At 64.0% G+C, this 16,676-nt stretch carries 17 protein-coding genes and 1 rRNA gene; 14 read left to right on the forward strand and 4 right to left on the reverse strand.

Features of this window, described 5'->3' with window-relative positions; all coding sequences use genetic code 11:
• The 13 genes from rrf to ASF16_RS04675 all read left to right on the forward strand — a co-directional run.
• Positions 1-86, forward strand: a 5S ribosomal RNA gene (gene rrf / locus ASF16_RS04620); the annotation flags it as partial.
• A gap of 164 nt (positions 87-250) precedes the next feature.
• On the forward strand, positions 251-997 hold the full coding sequence (locus ASF16_RS04625) for a 16S rRNA pseudouridine(516) synthase (protein ID WP_056163464.1): 747 nt from the start codon (positions 251-253) through the stop codon (positions 995-997).
• 259 nt (positions 998-1,256) lie between these two features.
• Entirely contained in the window at positions 1,257-2,243 is a 987-nt protein-coding gene (locus ASF16_RS04630; protein WP_082516746.1) for a YncE family protein, read from the forward strand.
• A 20-nt stretch (positions 2,244-2,263) separates the two neighbouring features.
• Positions 2,264-3,076 carry a polysaccharide deacetylase family protein gene (locus ASF16_RS04635; RefSeq protein ID WP_056163791.1) on the forward strand — a complete coding sequence of 271 codons (813 nt, stop codon included), beginning with the start codon at positions 2,264-2,266 and terminating at the stop codon, positions 3,074-3,076.
• A gap of 81 nt (positions 3,077-3,157) precedes the next feature.
• Positions 3,158-4,165 carry a sterol desaturase family protein gene (locus ASF16_RS04640; RefSeq protein WP_056163795.1) on the forward strand — a complete coding sequence of 336 codons (1,008 nt, stop codon included), beginning with the start codon at positions 3,158-3,160 and terminating at the stop codon, positions 4,163-4,165.
• Positions 4,166-4,201: 36 nt separating this feature from the next.
• Entirely contained in the window at positions 4,202-5,164 is a 963-nt protein-coding gene (locus ASF16_RS04645; protein WP_200926867.1) for an EI24 domain-containing protein, read from the forward strand.
• Positions 5,161-5,985 (forward strand): molybdopterin-binding protein, encoded by an 825-nt coding sequence (locus ASF16_RS04650; protein ID WP_056163471.1) that lies wholly within the window; start codon positions 5,161-5,163, stop codon positions 5,983-5,985. Before ASF16_RS04645 ends, ASF16_RS04650 begins: the two co-directional genes overlap by 4 nt.
• 174 nt (positions 5,986-6,159) lie before the next feature.
• Positions 6,160-7,575 (forward strand): type I glutamate--ammonia ligase, encoded by a 1,416-nt coding sequence (glnA, locus tag ASF16_RS04655; protein WP_056163798.1) that lies wholly within the window; start codon positions 6,160-6,162, stop codon positions 7,573-7,575.
• A gap of 213 nt (positions 7,576-7,788) precedes the next feature.
• Positions 7,789-8,310 (forward strand): hypothetical protein, encoded by a 522-nt coding sequence (locus tag ASF16_RS04660; RefSeq protein ID WP_056163474.1) that lies wholly within the window; start codon positions 7,789-7,791, stop codon positions 8,308-8,310.
• 121 nt (positions 8,311-8,431) lie between these two features.
• Positions 8,432-9,454 carry a nitrogen regulation protein NR(II) gene (gene glnL, locus ASF16_RS04665; protein WP_056163801.1) on the forward strand — a complete coding sequence of 341 codons (1,023 nt, stop codon included), beginning with the start codon at positions 8,432-8,434 and terminating at the stop codon, positions 9,452-9,454.
• Positions 9,455-9,494: 40 nt separating this feature from the next.
• Complete coding sequence (ntrC, locus tag ASF16_RS04670) at positions 9,495-11,204, forward strand: nitrogen regulation protein NR(I) (protein ID WP_056163477.1); 1,710 nt, start codon at positions 9,495-9,497, stop codon at positions 11,202-11,204.
• A 268-nt stretch (positions 11,205-11,472) separates the two neighbouring features.
• A complete protein-coding gene (locus ASF16_RS26650) occupies positions 11,473-11,613 on the forward strand; it encodes a hypothetical protein (protein ID WP_235507258.1) in 141 nt (46 codons plus the stop codon).
• Positions 11,586-12,374 (forward strand): PA2169 family four-helix-bundle protein, encoded by a 789-nt coding sequence (locus ASF16_RS04675; RefSeq protein WP_235507259.1) that lies wholly within the window; start codon positions 11,586-11,588, stop codon positions 12,372-12,374. The genes ASF16_RS26650 and ASF16_RS04675 overlap by 28 nt, the downstream gene beginning before the upstream one ends.
• 190 nt (positions 12,375-12,564) lie before the next feature.
• Here ASF16_RS04675 and xth read toward each other — a convergent pair whose 3' ends face one another.
• The 4 genes from xth to ASF16_RS04695 form a co-directional block, all read right to left on the reverse strand.
• Positions 12,565-13,341 carry an exodeoxyribonuclease III gene (xth, locus tag ASF16_RS04680; protein ID WP_056163483.1) on the reverse strand — a complete coding sequence of 259 codons (777 nt, stop codon included), beginning with the start codon at positions 13,339-13,341 and terminating at the stop codon, positions 12,565-12,567.
• A 606-nt stretch (positions 13,342-13,947) separates the two neighbouring features.
• A complete protein-coding gene (locus ASF16_RS04685) occupies positions 13,948-14,436 on the reverse strand; it encodes a dihydrofolate reductase (protein WP_056163486.1) in 489 nt (162 codons plus the stop codon).
• 13 nt (positions 14,437-14,449) lie between these two features.
• Positions 14,450-15,070, reverse strand: coding sequence for a DUF4337 domain-containing protein (locus tag ASF16_RS04690; protein ID WP_056163488.1), 621 nt, complete (start codon positions 15,068-15,070; stop codon positions 14,450-14,452).
• Between the two features lie 103 nt (positions 15,071-15,173).
• Positions 15,174-16,013, reverse strand: coding sequence for a thymidylate synthase (locus ASF16_RS04695; RefSeq protein ID WP_056163491.1), 840 nt, complete (start codon positions 16,011-16,013; stop codon positions 15,174-15,176).
• Positions 16,014-16,128: 115 nt separating this feature from the next.
• Here ASF16_RS04695 and ASF16_RS04700 point away from each other — a divergent pair, with 115 nt between their 5' ends.
• Positions 16,129-16,641: a hypothetical protein gene (locus tag ASF16_RS04700; RefSeq protein ID WP_056163494.1), complete on the forward strand. Its 513-nt coding sequence runs from the start codon at positions 16,129-16,131 to the stop codon at positions 16,639-16,641.
• Positions 16,642-16,676: the final 35 nt, after the last annotated feature.

The following is a 16,676-nucleotide window of genomic DNA, read 5'->3' on the forward strand; positions in this document are numbered from 1 at the left end:
CTCCTTCCCATCCCGAACAGGACAGTGAAACGACTTTGCGCCGATGATAGTGCGGGTTCCCGTGTGAAAGTAGGTCATCGTCAGGCTCTTACAGCCCAAACCGCCCTTCTGCTCTATGAGTAGAAGGGCGTTTTGCTTTGTAGCTACGCTTCTGATTGGCACTTTGCAATGAGCATGGCCAGGATGACCAGTAATGCCGCAAGCTAAATCCTGGTGTGCTGATTAAAGGCACTGGCGTGCTGAGGACACAATGCAGTTACAAGACATTCTCTATTCGCAAGGGTTCGGGACGCGCCGCGTTTGTGCTGGGTTGATCCAGCAAGGATTCGTCGAGGTGAAACCGGCTGGTGAGTCGGCCTATCAGCAGTTGCTGGAGGCCGCTGCGCACATCGATGAAAACGGCCTGCACCTTCGGGTCCAGGGCGTCGAGTGGCCTTATCACGATAAAGCCTACGTGATGCTGCACAAACCTGCAGGAACCGAGTGCTCGCAAAAACCTTCCACCTATCCAAGCATCTACACGCTGCTGCCTGCTCCGTTGCGCCAACGGCCCACGAAGAGTGCGGTGCAGGGAATTCAGGCCGTCGGCCGCCTCGATCAAGATACGACGGGGTTGCTGCTGCTGAGCGATGATGGACAGTTCATCCATCGCATGAGCTCGCCCAAGAAGCACGTGCCCAAGGTGTACCAAGTGACGACCAAGCATCCTGTGGATGAAGTGCAAGTCTCGAAGCTGCTGGCTGGCGTGGTTCTGGACGACGACCCCAAGCCCGTAAAGGCCGCAGCCTGCGTGATGGTGGATACCCATCGATTGGATCTCACACTGACCGAAGGTAAGTACCACCAGGTCAAGCGCATGCTTGCAGCAGTGGGTAACCGCGTGGAAGGCCTGCACCGGTCCAGCATGGGCGCCATGGCACTTCCCGCGGATCTGGCTCCGGGCCAATGGAAATGGCTCAGTGAAGCGGATCTGCAACTGCTGACCCAAGCTGCTTAATGCGTTTTTGACGACCGTCCAGGTGAGTCCTTCGCGCTGATGAATCGGTCGCCAAAGCCTTCCGTCCATTCCAGCACACGTACTGGCGATGCGTTGGAGTGGGGCGTGTGCCACGGACGCTGCAATCAGTCCGATCATCGCTTGTCACCATTGGCTTACAAAAGCAAAAAATCGTTCTATATCAAGGATGTTACGTGTGCCGCACCGGGCTTTGCCAAGCCACGGCGCTACACTTGAAGGCTGTGTTGAAAGTGGCTTTGTGAAGATTTTTTCGATTGCACGCGTGTGCGTGGCCCTCGGTGGGCTGTGGATGTCGATGGGCGCTGTGTTGGCTGCACCGCCGCCGCCCTTGTTTGTGCTGAACTCTCTGGAGGCCAGTGTCAGTGTCATCGACCCTGCGACCTGGACAGAGACGTCGCGCATTCCGACCGGCAAGGAGCCCCATCACCTCTACCTCACCCCCGATGAGAAGTCGCTCATCGTTGCAAATGCTCTGGGTGACACGCTGACCTTCCTGGATCCGCGCACGGCGCAGGTCCAACGCACTGTGCGCGGCATCGTGGACCCGTACCACCTGCGGTTCACGCCCGACATGAAGTGGTTCATCACCGCTGCGAATCGGCTGAACCATGTGGACTTCTATCGCTGGGATGGCAAGGACATGACGCTGGTTCAGCGGGTCGCCACGTCGCGCACGCCCAGCCACTTGTGGATCGATAGCAAGAGCACGACGGTCTACTCGACCATGCAGGACAGCGACGAGCTCGTGGCCATCGACATTGCGACGCAGACCATCAAATGGCGCATCAAGACGGGCGCCATGCCAGCGGATGTGTACGGCAGCACGGACGACAAACGCGTGTTCGTCGGCCTGACGGGCAGTGACAGTGTCGAGGTCTTCGACGTGTCGGGCCGTGAGCCGGTGAGCATCCGCAAGATCAAGACCGGCAGCGGGGCGCATGCATTCCGCGCGGCAGGGGATGGTCGGCATGTGTACGTGAGCAATCGCGTGGCCAACACCATCAGCAAGATCGACATGAACACCTACCAGGTCGTGGACTCCTATCCCGTACCGGGCGGACCGGACTGCATGGAAGTGTCAGCCGACGGCCGGTTCCTCTATGTGAGTTCCCGCTGGGCGCGCAAGCTGTCGGTCGTGGACACCGAGACAAAGAAGGTGGTCCGCCAAGTCACGGTGGGCAAGTCACCCCACGGCGTATGGACACTGCAGCACGCGCCACGGTGATGGCTGATCCCGGCGTTGCCATGGTGGCACGGCGAACCCCGCGGAGACGGGTGCTTCGGTTTGCTACGGTATTGATAGCTGCTTGCGCTTACGTATCAAGCGGTAGCGCCCAAAATGCTTGTGAGAAACCAATCTATCTGACCTTTGATACTGGTCACATGGAGATCGCTCCCTTGGTGGCCGAGGTGCTCCATCGCCAAAAGGTGCATGTCACCTTCTTCGCGGCCAACGAGCGCACCAAGCAGGGCGACGGAAGCCTGGGCGACCATTGGGCGCCCTGGTGGAAGGCACGGGCGGCCGAAGGCCATGAGTTCGCCTCGCACACCTGGAACCACACCTACTGGCGCGCGGACCTTGGTGACGCGCGCAACCCGTCCTTTCGCGTCCGTCCCTCTGCGGGGTCGCGTGAGGGGCAAAGTTTTGTTCTGACGGCAGCCCAATACTGCGAAGAAGTCACACACGCTGCAGAGCGCCTGAAAGCCATCACCGGCAAACAACCGTTGCCGCTGTTTCGCGCGCCCGGGGGCAAGACCTCACCCCAGCTGCTGGCCAGCGCGGCGGCCTGCGGCTACGCCCACGTGGGTTGGTCGCCAGCGGGCTTTCTCGGGGACGAACTGCCCAGCGAGAGCGCCAGCAATGATTCCCTGTTGCGCAAGGCGCTGCGCGATGTGCGCAGCGGCGACATTCTGCTGGCGCACCTGGGGATCTGGTCGCGCAAGGACCCCTGGGCGCCTGCGGTGCTGGAGCCATTGATTGTGGGTTTGAAGGAACGTGGATTTTGCTTTCGCACGCTGCGTGAGCACCCCGACTACGCCAAGCCCGCAGGGCGGTAGCGGGCGTTGGGGGCCGGGCGATCGGCACACGACACGATGCAGCGCAGCAACGCGCAGGACTAAACCGGATGGAGCATGAGCATGGGTTGGCTAGGCAACGGGTTTGACACCGCGCAGCAGTGGCTGTTCGAGAGCGTGATGCAGCCCCTGATGTTTGCCATGGGGCTGGGCAATCAGCTGGAAAGCGGCTACGAAGCGTCGGGCTGGATCCTGGTGGGGGTGCTGCAGCTGGTGGTGATTGCTGCAGTGATAGGCCCTCTGCAGCGCTGGAAGCCCGTGGAGGCCGTCACCGACCGGGCCACGATCCGCACCGACATCCTGTACACGCTGATCCACCGGCTGGGTCTTTTCCGGCTCGGCCTTTTCCTGGCGGTGGACCCGCTGGCGGATTCCCTCTTTGGCGCCTTGCGGGTGGCCGGCGTCAGCACCTTCCAGCTCGACGGCGTGTGGCCTGGCATCACCGATGTGCCGTGGGTCAGTCTGCTGCTGTACCTCGTGGTGTTCGACTTCGTGGACTACTGGATCCACCGCGGTCAGCACCACTACGAATGGTGGTGGCGTCTGCATTCACTGCACCATGCGCAGCGCCAGATGACCATGTGGAGCGACAACCGCAATCACCTGCTCGACGACCTTCTGCGCGACACCATTCTGGTGGTGGTGGCCCAGCTCATCGGTGTGGCGCCTGGCCAGTTCATTGCCATCGTGGCCATCACGCAGCTCAGCGAGAGCTTTCAGCATGCCAACGTGCGGTTGTGGTTCGGGCGCTGGGGCGAACGGCTGTGGGTCAGCCCGCGGTTCCACCGTCTGCACCACAGCATCGGTATTGGCCACGAAACACTCAAGCCTCTTGCGCCAGGGGCTGGCGGTGGGGCCACGCACCGTGTGGTTCTGGGCGGGCACAACTTCGGTGTACTGCTGCCTTGGTGGGACATGCTGATGCGCACCGCCAACTTCGAACAACGTTACGACCCCACCGGCATCCGTGACCAGGTCGAGCCCGGCCCGGGCGGCCGCGTGCGCGACTACGGCACCGGCTTCTGGTCGCAACAGTGGCGGGGCGTGCTCCGGCTCATCGGGCGCGCCTGACGGGCCGTGCCACCCTCAGAAGGTATGCTCGCCGACATGGGACTACTGCTTGATTCTTTCTGGCGCGCAGCGGCCTATTGCCTGCGCCCGCGGGTGATGGCGCTGTCGGTACTGCCGCTGTTGGTGATGCTGGGCCTCGCGCTGGGCCTGGGCTATCTGTACTGGGACGCCGCAGTGCAGGGCATGCGCGGCATTCTTGACGCGTCCACAGTGCTGGCCACCTTCTGGAACTGGCTGCAAGGCTGGGGTCTGGGGGATGTGGCCTCGGTGGTGGCGCCTCTGATGGTGATTTTGGCAGTGGCGCCTGTGCTCGTGGTGCTGTCACTGCTGCTGGTGGCGGTGCTGATGACGCCGGCCCTGGTGAGCCTGGTGGCTGATCGGCGGTTTCCCAACCTCGAACGCAAGAAGGGCGGCTCCTTCATCGCCAGCGTGGCGTGGTCGCTCGGTTCGACCGCGCTGGCGTTGATCGCGCTGGTGGTGTCGGTGCCCCTGTGGCTGGTGCCGCCTCTGGTGCTGATTCTTCCGCCGCTGATCTGGGGCTGGCTCACGTACCGGGTCATGGTGTTCGATGCACTGGCCGACCACGCCAGCAAAGAAGAGCGCCAGGAGATATTTCGGCGCCACCGCAGCAGTTTGCTGGGCATCGGTATCTTGACCGGCTACCTGGGCGCTGCACCCAGCATCGTGTGGGCCTCAGGCGTGGTGTTCGCCGCTGCATTTGTCGTGCTCGTACCGCTGGCCATCTGGATCTATACCCTGGTATTCGCCTTCTCGTCGCTGTGGTTCGCCCACTATGGGCTGGCTGCACTGGAGCAATTGCGCGCAGAAAATGCTGCATTGGCCCACGCGCCGCCCGCCGGCACGACACTGACTCCCCGCGGTGCGCCGGACGTTGTGCCACCGGGCGTCGACGCCCCTGTGGCGGTGCCTACAGCACCGCCAGCCCCCGCCGCGCTGCCCGCGCCAGAACCATCAGCCCACGGAACCCCTGCACCATGACGACCCCCCAGTTCGGCCTCATCATCGTCGGCGACGAAATCCTGTCCGGCAAGCGCGCCGACAAGCACATGCCCAAGGTCATCGAGCTTTTGGCCGCCCGCGGGCTGGCCCTGTCGTATGCTGACTATGTGGGCGACAGCCCGGACCGCATCACCGCCACGCTGCAGCGCGCGTTTGCCTCGGGCGACGTCGTGTTTTCGTGCGGTGGCATCGGTGCCACGCCGGACGATCACACCCGGCAGTGCGCTGCGCGTGCCTTGGGACGCGACCTGGCGCTGCACCCCGAGGCAGAAGCCTTGATCCGCGAGCGCATGCAGGATGTGGCGCGGGAGCAGGGCGTGCCGTACGAGGCCGATCGCCCGGACAACCTCCACCGGCTCAACATGGGCACCTTCCCCGCGGGGGCAAGCATCATCGCCAACCCGTACAACAAGATCCCCGGCTTCACCTGCGAAGGGGCAGGGGGCGGGACCGTGCACTTTGTGCCGGGGTTTCCCGTCATGGCCTGGCCCATGATCGAGGCGGTGCTGGACCAGCATTACGCAGCACATTTCAACCGCACGCCGCAGACCGAGCAGTCCGTGGTGGTGTACGGCGCCATGGAGGCTGCTTTGACCCCTTTAATGGAGCGCATCGAAAAATTGCATGCGGGAGTCCGCGTGTTCAGTTTGCCCAGCGTGGATCATCCACAATACGGGCGGCATATCGAGTTGGGCGTCAAAGGGCCCGCGCCGCTGGTCCCAGCGGCGTGGGAAGACCTCCAGCAGGGTCTGCACGAATTTGGTGCGCAATGCGGCCCTGAATTGGTGCGCAATCTTTGAGGCACAAAGATAAATAGTGATTCGCACCTTATTGGTGCAATCCGATGTGTGCGCCCATGGTCTGTAGTCCGTGGCGCTCCTTCATAGTGCGGCGGCTGCACCCAGCTGGCACGCAAACTGCTTTTGTTTACGCAAAATCCTTTTTTCAACAAGCGCTTTACCCAGGAGAACCTGATGGCCAAGACCGTTGCAGACGTGATAAAGATGGTGAAGGAAAACGAAGTCAAGTTCGTTGACTTCCGTTTTACCGATACCCGTGGCAAGGAACAGCACGTGACCGTGCCTGTTTCCCACTTTGATGAAGACAAGTTCACGTCCGGCCACGCATTCGACGGCTCCTCGGTGGCTGGCTGGAAGGGCATCGAAGCTTCGGACATGCAACTGATGCCCGACCCGAACACGGCCAACATCGACCCGTTCTTCGAAGAAACCACGCTGTTCCTGCAGTGCGACGTGATCGAGCCCGGCGACGGCAAGGCATACGACCGCGATCCACGCTCCATCGCCAAACGCGCTGAAGCCTACCTGAAGGCCTCCGGCCTGGGCGACACCGCTTTCTTCGGCCCAGAGCCAGAATTCTTCATCTTCGACGGCGTGCGTTGGTCCAACGAACCCGGCAAGGTCATGTTCGAGATCGAAGAGTACGAAGCCCCCTGGAATTCGGGTGCCAAGCTCGAAGGCGGCAACCGCGGCCACCGTCCCACGGTCAAGGGCGGCTACTTCCCAGTGCCTCCCGTCGACAGCACGCAAGACATGCGCGCTGAAATGTCCCTGATCCTCGAATCCCTGGGCATCCCGGTCGAAGTGTTCCACCACGAAGTGGCAGGCGCTGGCCAGAACGAAATCGGCACCAAGTTCAGCACGCTGGTCGAGCGCGCCGACTGGACGCAGGTCCTGAAGTACGTGGTCTGGAACGTGGCCAACGCCTACGGCAAGACCGCCACCTTCATGCCCAAGCCCTACGCTGGCGACAACGGCTCCGGCATGCACGTGCACCAGTCCATCTGGAAGGACGGCAAGAACCTGTTCGCAGGCGACGGCTATGCCGGCCTGTCGGACTTCGCTCTGTACTACATCGGCGGCATCATCAAGCACGCACGTGCCCTGAACGCCATCACCAACCCTGGTACCAACTCGTACAAGCGCCTGGTGCCCGGCTTCGAAGCCCCTGTGAAGCTGGCCTACTCGGCCCGCAACCGCTCGGCCTCGATCCGCATTCCTTACGTGGCCAACCCCAAGGGCCGCCGCATCGAAGCGCGTTTCCCCGATCCATCGGCCAACCCCTACCTGTGCTTCTCGGCGCTGATGATGGCCGGCCTGGACGGCGTGGAGAACAAGATCCATCCCGGCGAAGCCGCCACGAAGGACCTGTACCATCTGCCGCCCGAAGAAGACAAGCTGGTGCCCACCGTGTGCCACAGCCTGGACCAGGCGCTGGAGTATCTGGACAAGGACCGCGGCTTCCTGACCAAGGGTGGCGTGTTCTCCGATTCCATGCTGGATGCCTACATCGACCTCAAGATGCAGGAAGTCACGCGTTTCCGCATGGCACCTCACCCTGTCGAATACGACATGTACTACTCGCTGTAATTGCCTGCCTGCAGGCTCTTACTTCCCAAAAGGCGGCGCAAGCCGCCTTTTTTCATGGCGCGCTAGCTTTTGACGGCCTGAAACGGAACCAGTGGCTGGGCCGTTGCATCCTTGTACAAAGCCCCGTGGGGGTCTGCTGGTGTTGGATTGGCGATGCACGGTGATTGGTGGATACTCCACCGCACCCCCTGCATGGCAGTGCGAGGAAACCGAATGAAGAAAACGCTCATCTCCCTGTTATTGATCGCTGCGGTGGCTCCGGCCGCCTGGGCGCAAGACCGCATCTACCGCTGTGGCAACGAATACACCAACAACGCCCAGCAAGCCAAGGAGCGCGGCTGCAAGCTGGTGGAAGGCGGCAACGTGACCGTGGTGCAGGGCAACCGCCCAGCGGGCGCTGCGGCCCCTGCAGCTGCGGCCCCTTCAACAGGCGGCGGTGGCGCCACCTCGGCTTCGCCACCGTCTGCGCCGCGCGTGAACACCAACGACCAGAAGGCCCGTGATTCCGATGCGCGCGCCATTCTCGAATCAGAGCTGCGCAAGGCCGAGACCCGCCACGCCGATCTGGTGAAGGAATACAACGGTGGCGCGCCCGAGCGCAATGCGCTCGACCTGCGCAACCCGCAGCGCTACATCGAGCGCACCGCAGAGCTGAAGGCCAACATCACCCGCAGCGAAAGCGACATCGCCGGCATCAAGCGCGAGATCGCGCGCCTGCCTGCTGCCGCCAACTGACTCGCTCACCGCAACCCCGCCCAAACCGCCACCAACCCGTAGTCTTTACAAGCGCGTGAATTCCCAGCACCCCACCGATGCCCCGTCCACCGACACGGGGCGTTTTCATTCTCTGGACCTGATGTCCACCCTGGTGGCCGTGCTGCGGGCCGACGGTGCGGTGCAGTTCGCCAACGCCGCGCTGGAAAACACCCTCGGCCTGTCGCGCCGGACCTTGGAGAACGCGGATTTCTCCACCTTCTTCACCGACCCCGCGCTGCTGCAGACCGCCCTGGCGGGCGCCCGTGGCAAGGACTTTGCCGCGCTGCGCTACGAGGCCGGCCTCAAGCGCGTGCACCAGGACCCTGTGCCCGTGCATGTGAGCGTGGCCGACGCCGAGCAGGTCGGCGAGATTCTGGTGGAACTGTGGCCGCTGGAGCAGCAGGCCCGCCAGGACCGCGAAGAGCGCCTGCTCGACCAGGCCCAGGCCAACAAGGAACTCATCCGCAACCTGGCGCACGAGATCAAGAACCCGTTGGGCGGCATCCGTGGTGCCGCCCAGTTGCTGGAGATGGAGCTCGAAAGCCGCGAGCTCACCGAATACACCCAGGTCATCATCCACGAGGCGGACCGCCTGCAAAGCCTGGTAGACCGGCTGCTGGCGCCGCACCGCCACCCCCATCTGGTGGGCGATGTCAACATCCATGAAGTGTGCGAGCGAGTGCGCTCCCTCGTGCTCGTGGAGTACCCGCAGGGCCTGAAGGTCGTGCGCGACTACGACACCTCCATCCCAGAGTTCCGCGGCGACCGGGCGCAGCTGATCCAGGCCCTGCTGAACATCGTGCAGAACGGCGCCCAGGCCCTGACTGAGCGCATCGCCGCGGGCGACGCGGTCATCACGCTGCGCACCCGGGTGGCACGACAAGTAACGTTTGGTCGCCAGCGATATCGGCTGGCACTGGAATTGCATGTCATCGACAACGGACCGGGCGTACCCGACGCGATCAAGGAGCGGATTTTCTATCCCCTCGTATCGGGTCGGGACGGCGGATCGGGGCTGGGGCTCACGCTGGCACAAACCTTTGTACAGCGGCACCACGGGTTGATTGAATGCGACAGCGTACCGGGTCGCACCGACTTCCGCATCCTGATCCCCTTGCCCTGAGGTCCCTGACACGCAACCACAGGGAAGGTAAGAAAAAGATATGAAGCCGATCTGGTTAGTAGACGACGACCCTTCGATCCGCTTCGTGCTCGAAAAGGCGCTGGCCCGCGAGAACCTGCCCACGCGCAGCTTCACCCACCCCCGCGAAGTGCTCGACGCGCTGGCCGACATCACCGCTGGCGACCCGGCCCGGCAAGGCCCCCAGGTGCTGGTGAGCGACATCCGGATGCCCGGCGGTTCGGGCCTGCAGCTGCTGGAGAAAGTGCGCGAACTGCAGCCTGGCCTGCCCGTCATCATCATGACGGCGTACTCCGATCTGGACAGCGCCGTGTCGGCCTTCCAGCGCGGAGCATTCGAATACCTGCCTAAGCCTTTCGACCTGCCCAAGGCGGTGGAACTGATCCGCCGTGCGGTGGAAGAAAGCCAACGCGAAGAGGTCATCGAAGAGCGCCAGGCCGAGACCCCCGAAATGCTGGGCCAGGCGCCCGCCATGCAGGATGTGTTCCGTGCCATCGGCCGCTTGAGCCAAAGCCAGGTCACGGTGCTCATCACCGGCGAATCGGGCTCGGGCAAGGAGCTGGTGGCCCGTGCGCTGCACAAGCATTCACCGGTGGCCGACGGCCCGTTTGTCGCCATCAACACCGCCGCGATCCCCAAGGACCTGCTGGAGTCCGAACTCTTCGGCCACGAGCGCGGCGCCTTCACCGGCGCGCAGACGCAGCGGCGCGGCCGCTTCGAGCAAGCCGAAGGCGGCACGCTGTTCCTGGATGAAATCGGCGACATGCCGTTCGACCTGCAGACGCGCCTTTTGCGTGTGCTGTCTGACGGCCAGTTCTACCGCGTGGGCGGCCATGCGGCCGTCAAGGCCCATGTGCGCGTGATCGCGGCTACCCACCAGGACCTGGAAAAACGCGTCAAGGAAGGCGGCTTCCGCGAGGACTTGTTCCACCGCCTCAACGTCATCCGACTGCGGCTGCCCGCGCTGCGCGAGCGGCACGAAGACGTGCCCGTGCTCACGCGCCACTTCCTGCAGCAAAGCGCGCGGCAGCTGGGCGTGGAGCCCAAGCGCATTGCCGACTCTGCCATCGCGCGGCTGGAGCAGTTCGCGTTTCCGGGCAACGTGCGGCAACTGGAGAACATCTGCCATTGGCTCACGGTGATGGCGCCTGCCCAGGTCATTTCGCAGCAGGACCTGCCGCCCGAGGTGCTGGAGGCCCCTGTGAACCCCTCAGCGCAGCGCGCAGGGGCCACTGGCGACTTGGCCGGAGCCCAGCAGGCGCCAGCATCTGCCGCTGCGGGGTCTGTTTACGCGGCAAACGCTGCATCCGCAGCGCCCGGCGAGCGGGTCGGTGGTCTGCATCCGCCGGTGCCCTCTGGCGCCGCCTCGACCGGGACCACAGCAGGCTACGGCGCCAACGCAAATTCGACGGCAGCGTGGTCCGGGGCCGTGGATGGCGGTGCGCCTTCGTCTGCCGGAGTTGCGACCGCCGCTGTGGGCGGCGCTCCGGGTGCAGGCGCAGTCAACACCTGGGAGCAGGCGCTGGAGACCGAGGCGCAAAGGCTGCTCGCTGGTGGTCAGCCCGAGGTGTGGGACGCTCTCACACGTCGCTTTGAATCGCGTCTGATCCGTACGGCATTGACCGCGACGCACGGACGCCGCATGGAAGCCGCGCAGCGCCTGGGCATCGGGCGCAACACCATCACGCGCAAGATCCAGGAGCTGGGGCTGGACGCGCCCGACGAAGCATAAAAATGGCCGCTGCCGCTTGATAGACAAGCGGTAAAAGCTATACATTTTGTAGCATCTGCGCGTGATGTGGCATGGCTTGCCGCGTTGCGCTGCAGAAGGCACACACCAGCGCCCCCATCCACAAGCCAAGGCTGGCGCTGTCCTACATTCAAGTCCTCCATGGGCCGACCCGCTTGGCGCGGCGTGACTTCAACAATGAATTCACTGTCAACCAACCGGAGAGCTTCTATGTCGGATTTCAATGATGCCAACCGCGACCCTTTGACCAATGAACCAGGTTCCCATCCTGTGGGCACCGGTGTCGGTGCTGCCCTGGGCGGCGCCGCAGCAGGTGCAGCCGCAGGTGCCTTTGGCGGCCCCGTGGGCGCCGCAGTCGGTGGTGTGGCTGGCGCAGTCGTCGGCGGCCTGACGGGCAAGGCAGCTGCTGAGGCAGTCAACCCCACCGCAGAAGACGCTTACTGGCGCGAAACCTACGAGCGCGAGCCCTACTACGTAGGTGGCCGCACGTATGACCAATACCGTCCTGCCTACGAGCTGGGCTGGTCCTCGGTGGGCCGCTACGAAGGCGACTTCGATTCGGTTGAGCCCCGCCTGGCGGACGACTGGCGCGCACGCCACGCCGATGGCCTGGCATGGTCCGATGCACGCCCCGCAACGCGTGCTGCCTGGGACCGCGCTTCCCGCTACGAAGCAGGCGACACCCGTCCATTCGATGTCGTCGACAACGATGACGTGGTCGATGTGCTGAACGACCTGCTGGAGTCGGCACGCGACGGCGAATATGGCTTCAAGTCGTGTGCCGAACACGCCAAGTCGCCAGAACTCAAAGCGGTGTTCCAGCGCCATGCGCAAGAATGCGCCGCCGCCGGTACCGAGCTGGAGCACGAAGTGCGTCGCCTGGGTGGCGAGCCAGCCTCCGGCGGCACGGTCTCGGGTGCGCTGCACCGCGGCTGGGTGTCTGTGAAGACGGCCCTGTCCATTCAGGACGACAAGGCGGTGCTGGAAGAGTGCGAGCGCGGAGAAGACGCTGCAGTGGCCCGCTATCGCAAGGCACTGAAGAACACGTTGCCCTCCCAGGTGCAGGCTCTGGTGCAGCGCCAGTCGCAAGGCGCACAGCGCAACCATGATGAAGTGCGCGCACTGCGCGACTCGTTCTCCTCGCGCACTTGATCTCCTAGGGGCGCAACCTTCAGACTGAGGGGCAGGGGTTTGGCGTAAAGCCAAACCGCTTCCCTGGTCTTCAAGTTGCCCCTGACTTTGGATCAAAAAAAGGGCTGCCATGTGCAGCCCTTTTGCTATGGAAAGAGCAAAGTTAGTTCATGGATGTCCGCGAGGCGCTAACGTTGCTACGTATTGGCCTTTACCCGAGAGTCGCCACCACCGGCGCGTGGTCACTCGGCTGCGGGTTCTTGCGCGGTGCGCGGTCGACCGTGCACGCAGTCACCGTGGGGCGCAGGGCCTCGCTCACCAGAATGTGGTCGATGCGCAAGCCGCGGTTCTTCTGAAAACCGAGCATGCGGTAGTCCCACCATGAATAGGTTTTTTCAGGCTGCTCGAACATGCGGAAGGTGTCGGTCAGGCCCAGGGAAATCAGGTCCTGAAAATGCTGCCGTTCCTCCACCGTGTGGTGGATCGTGTCCTTGAGTCCTACCGGGTCGAACGAATCACGGTCTTCCGGTGTCACGTTGAAATCGCCCACCAACGCCAGCCGTGGGTGCGCCGCCATCTCCTCGCGCAGCCACCGGTGAAGCGCCTCGAGCCACAGCATCTTGTAGGCAAACTTTTCGGTGCCGGGGGCCTGGCCGTTGACGAAATAACAGTTCACAAAACGCAATGGGCCGGCAGGGGTGTCCAGCGTGGCTGCGATCACCCGGGCCTGCTCATCCGTGTGGCCTGGGATGTTGCGCACCACATCCCGCAGGGGGTGGCGACTCAGGATGGCCACGCCGTTGTAGGTCTTCTGCCCGAAGGTCACCGTCTCATAGCCGGCTTCCTTGAGCGCGTCGTGCGGAAACTTGTCGTCGGTGAGCTTGAGCTCCTGCAGGCCCAACGCGTCCACCGGATTGGCCTGTAGCCAATCCAGCACCTGGGGCAGGCGTACGGACAGGGAGTTCACGTTCCAGGTGGCAATTTGCATAGTTGACATGATGATTGAAACAAGGGCCGCTCAGTGGCATGGGGTATCTGCGACATTCTGGCGGCCGGTAGTGGGCTCTGATTCGTGGATGGTACCTACCATCGGCGCGCGATTGGCATTGCTGGCTGGATCCGGGCGCGGCGCAACTTGCGCTGGCGCCTCTGCCGTTGCGGGAGGTTGTCCGACTTTCACGCGGTGCTTGTGGGGCGAGACTGGTGCCACCTTACCGATGGAGATTGTCCATGCGAGTCATTCATACGCAAACGCTGGCCCTGCCGCTGGCCTTGTCTCTGGCGATGGCCGCCTCGGCAGCGGCCGCGCAGGGCGTCAACACGCCCGCCGTGGTTCCAGGCCTGCAGCCTGCCCAGGCGCCGGCCTCCGCGCCTGCCGCACAGACCCCTGTGGGATCCCCGGTGGGCTCTCCCGGGTCCAGCCTGACGCCCGCCCAGACACCTGCGCCACCTCCCGCGCTTACGCCATCACAGACGCCAGAACCAGCGCCGGCCCAAACCCCATCCCAGACATCTGCACCGGTGTCGCAATAGCGCCGGCCGCAGCCCGCAGTACGCATACCGCGCCGCACACGCTGCTGCACGGAACAACGCTTCACGCTGCGCGCACGTAGCTCACAAAGCTGAAGGGCAGCCCATTGGTGCTGACATGCTCGCTGCGCTCCAATACCACCCATTCGTCGCCCACCACGGGCGCGTATGCATCGCCCTCGAAGTCCCGGTCGATCTCGGTCACTTCCAGCCGGTCGGCCAGCGGCAGGGCCTCCGCATAGAGCTGCGCGCCGCCGATGACCCACACCGTCTGGCCGGCGGTGCACTGCGCCAGCGCTTCCTGCAGGCTGCCTGCGCGGCGCGCGCCGTCAGCCTGCCAGTCACCCTGGCGCGTGACCACGATGTTGGTGCGGCCGGGCAGGGGGCGAAAGCGCGGTGGCAGCGAGTCCCAGGTCTTGCGCCCCATCACCACCGGGCAGCCCTGCGTGAGCTGCTTGAAATGCGCCATGTCCTCCGGCAGGTGCCAGGGCAGGGCGTTGTCCTTGCCGATGACGCCGTTGGCCGCGCGGGCGTAGATGAGGTGCAGGGGCATGTGTGCAGGCTCCTCAGATGTGCAGGGCCGCGGCCACGCCGACGCCCAGGCCCACGGCGGCGACACCGTACATGCCGTATTCCAGCCACTTCTTCTTGGTCAGCAGCGCAATCGCCGCCAGGGCGATGGCCACCTGCAGCGCCGTCGTGGCCTGGGCCCAGCGGTGGTGCTGGTGCATCTGCACTTCGCTTTGGCGGTCGAATTCGTGGGCGTCGGCTTCCAGCTTCTCGGCCACGACCTTGATCTCGTTCTTCTCGGTTTCGTAGCGCTGGATCTTGGTCTGGTAGCCGGCCTTGCGGTCCTCGGGCGCCAGGTCGCGGGCCAGCTCGGCCAGGGACTGCTTGGTGCTCTTGGACTGGAAGTAGTTCCACTGGTTGGACGCCTCGGTCTTCTTGATCGCAGCGTCGTTCTTGAGCAGGCCGGCATTGGCCTGCGTGGCCCCGCCCATGTACGAGAAGATCGCGCCCACCGTGGCCACGATGGCGGTGAACATCGCGATCTTGTTCATCGACGAGATGCCGCCACCCTCGTTGCCGTGCTCTGCAGCATGGTCGCTGTGGTCGCCGTGGCCCTGGGTCGCATGTTCCACCGCGTGGTCGTGGGGCCCGTGTACGTGAAATCCGCCGGAAGACATGGTTGATAGCTCGTGGTGGTGTGGTGGTGGTCTGCAGGCAGGGCACGGTGGCACCTGCCGATGGGCTCAAAAGGTCAGGGGCCGATGAAGCGCCGTGGCGGGATCAGACCGCCACGGGCGCCTTGATGGCTGGGTGGCACTGGTAGTCCAGCACTTCGAAATCTTCGAACTGGTAGTCGAAGATGCTGTCCGGCCGGCGCTGGATGTTCAGCACAGGGTAGGGGTAGGGCGTGCGCGCCAGCTGCGTCTGCACCTGATCGTGGTGGTTGCTGTAGATGTGGCAGTCGCCGCCGGTCCAGATGAAGTCGCCAACTTGAAGGTCGCACTGCTGCGCCACCATGTGGGTCAGCAGGGCGTAGCTCGCAATGTTGAACGGCACACCCAGAAAGATGTCCGCACTGCGCTGGTACAGCTGGCACGACAGCGTGCCGCGCCCGCCGGGCTCCTGCGCTGGCGCCACGTAGAACTGGAAGAACGCATGGCAGGGCATGAGCGCCATCTTGTTGAGCTCGGCCACGTTCCAGGCGCTCACGATGATGCGGCGCGAGTCGGGGTTGGTCTTCAGAGTCCGGATGACGTCGCTGATCTGGTCGATGTGCCCGCCGTCCGGCGTGGGCCAGCTGCGCCACTGCACGCCGTACACCGGGCCCAGGTCGCCATCTTCGCGCGCCCATTCGTCCCAGATGGTGACGCCGCGTTCTTTCAGCCAGTTGTTGTTGCTCGACCCCGTGAGGAACCACAGCAGCTCCTGGATGATGGAGCGCAGGTGCACCTTCTTGGTGGTGACGAGCGGAAAGCCTTCCTTCAAATCGAACCGCATCTGGTGGCCGAACACGCTGGTCGTGCCCGTGCCCGTGCGGTCCGACTTGTGCACCCCGTGGGTGAACACGTGGCGCATGAAGTCTTCGTATTGCGAGCGGACGGGGCGGGCGTGTTCTGTCATGGCGGTTGGAAGGCGAAAGACGCGATTTTAGAGGGGCGCGGGCCGCAGGTGCTGGACAGGCTAAGCTCGCACACCTTTTTGTCCAGCTGCTCTTTTCAGAAAGAAGCCCCCGATCATGCGCCTGGTCTCCCTAGCCCCTTTGTGCCGCGCCGTGCTGGCCGTTCTTCCATTGGCAATCTTGCTGCCAGGCTGCGGCGGCACTGCGCCCACCGCGTCCCACAAAGTCGTGCGCCCCGTGCCCACGGTCGCATCCGCCGCACCGGCCAACCCTTGGGCCAACCTGCAAACCCAGGTGGGCAACTATCCGGTGGGGGGCGCAGACTTCCTGCGCGCCGGCCCGCTGGCCGAGCGGCTGCGCGGGCTGCTCGGCCCGACCAACTACAACGTGCTGCTGGAGAACCTGCAGGTGAGCGGCCCCCTGCGTCAGGACGGCTCGATGCTCTACATCACCGGGAACCGGCAGCATGAGGGCGGCACGGAGGCCGCTGCCGTCGTGGTCCACGCCGCCAACGACACCGTGCGCGTGTGGCTGCTGACCGGTGGGGAGGAATGGGACGTGCAGGACCAGGGCACGCCGAAGACCTTGCCGGCCGACGTCGCCAGAATGATGGAAAACGCAGCGCGCTGAGCAGGCGCCCCCCGCGCGGGGCTGGGCACAACTGG

The organism is Acidovorax sp. Leaf78 (genome assembly GCF_001422735.1).
GTDB lineage: Bacteria > Pseudomonadota > Gammaproteobacteria > Burkholderiales > Burkholderiaceae_C > Acidovorax.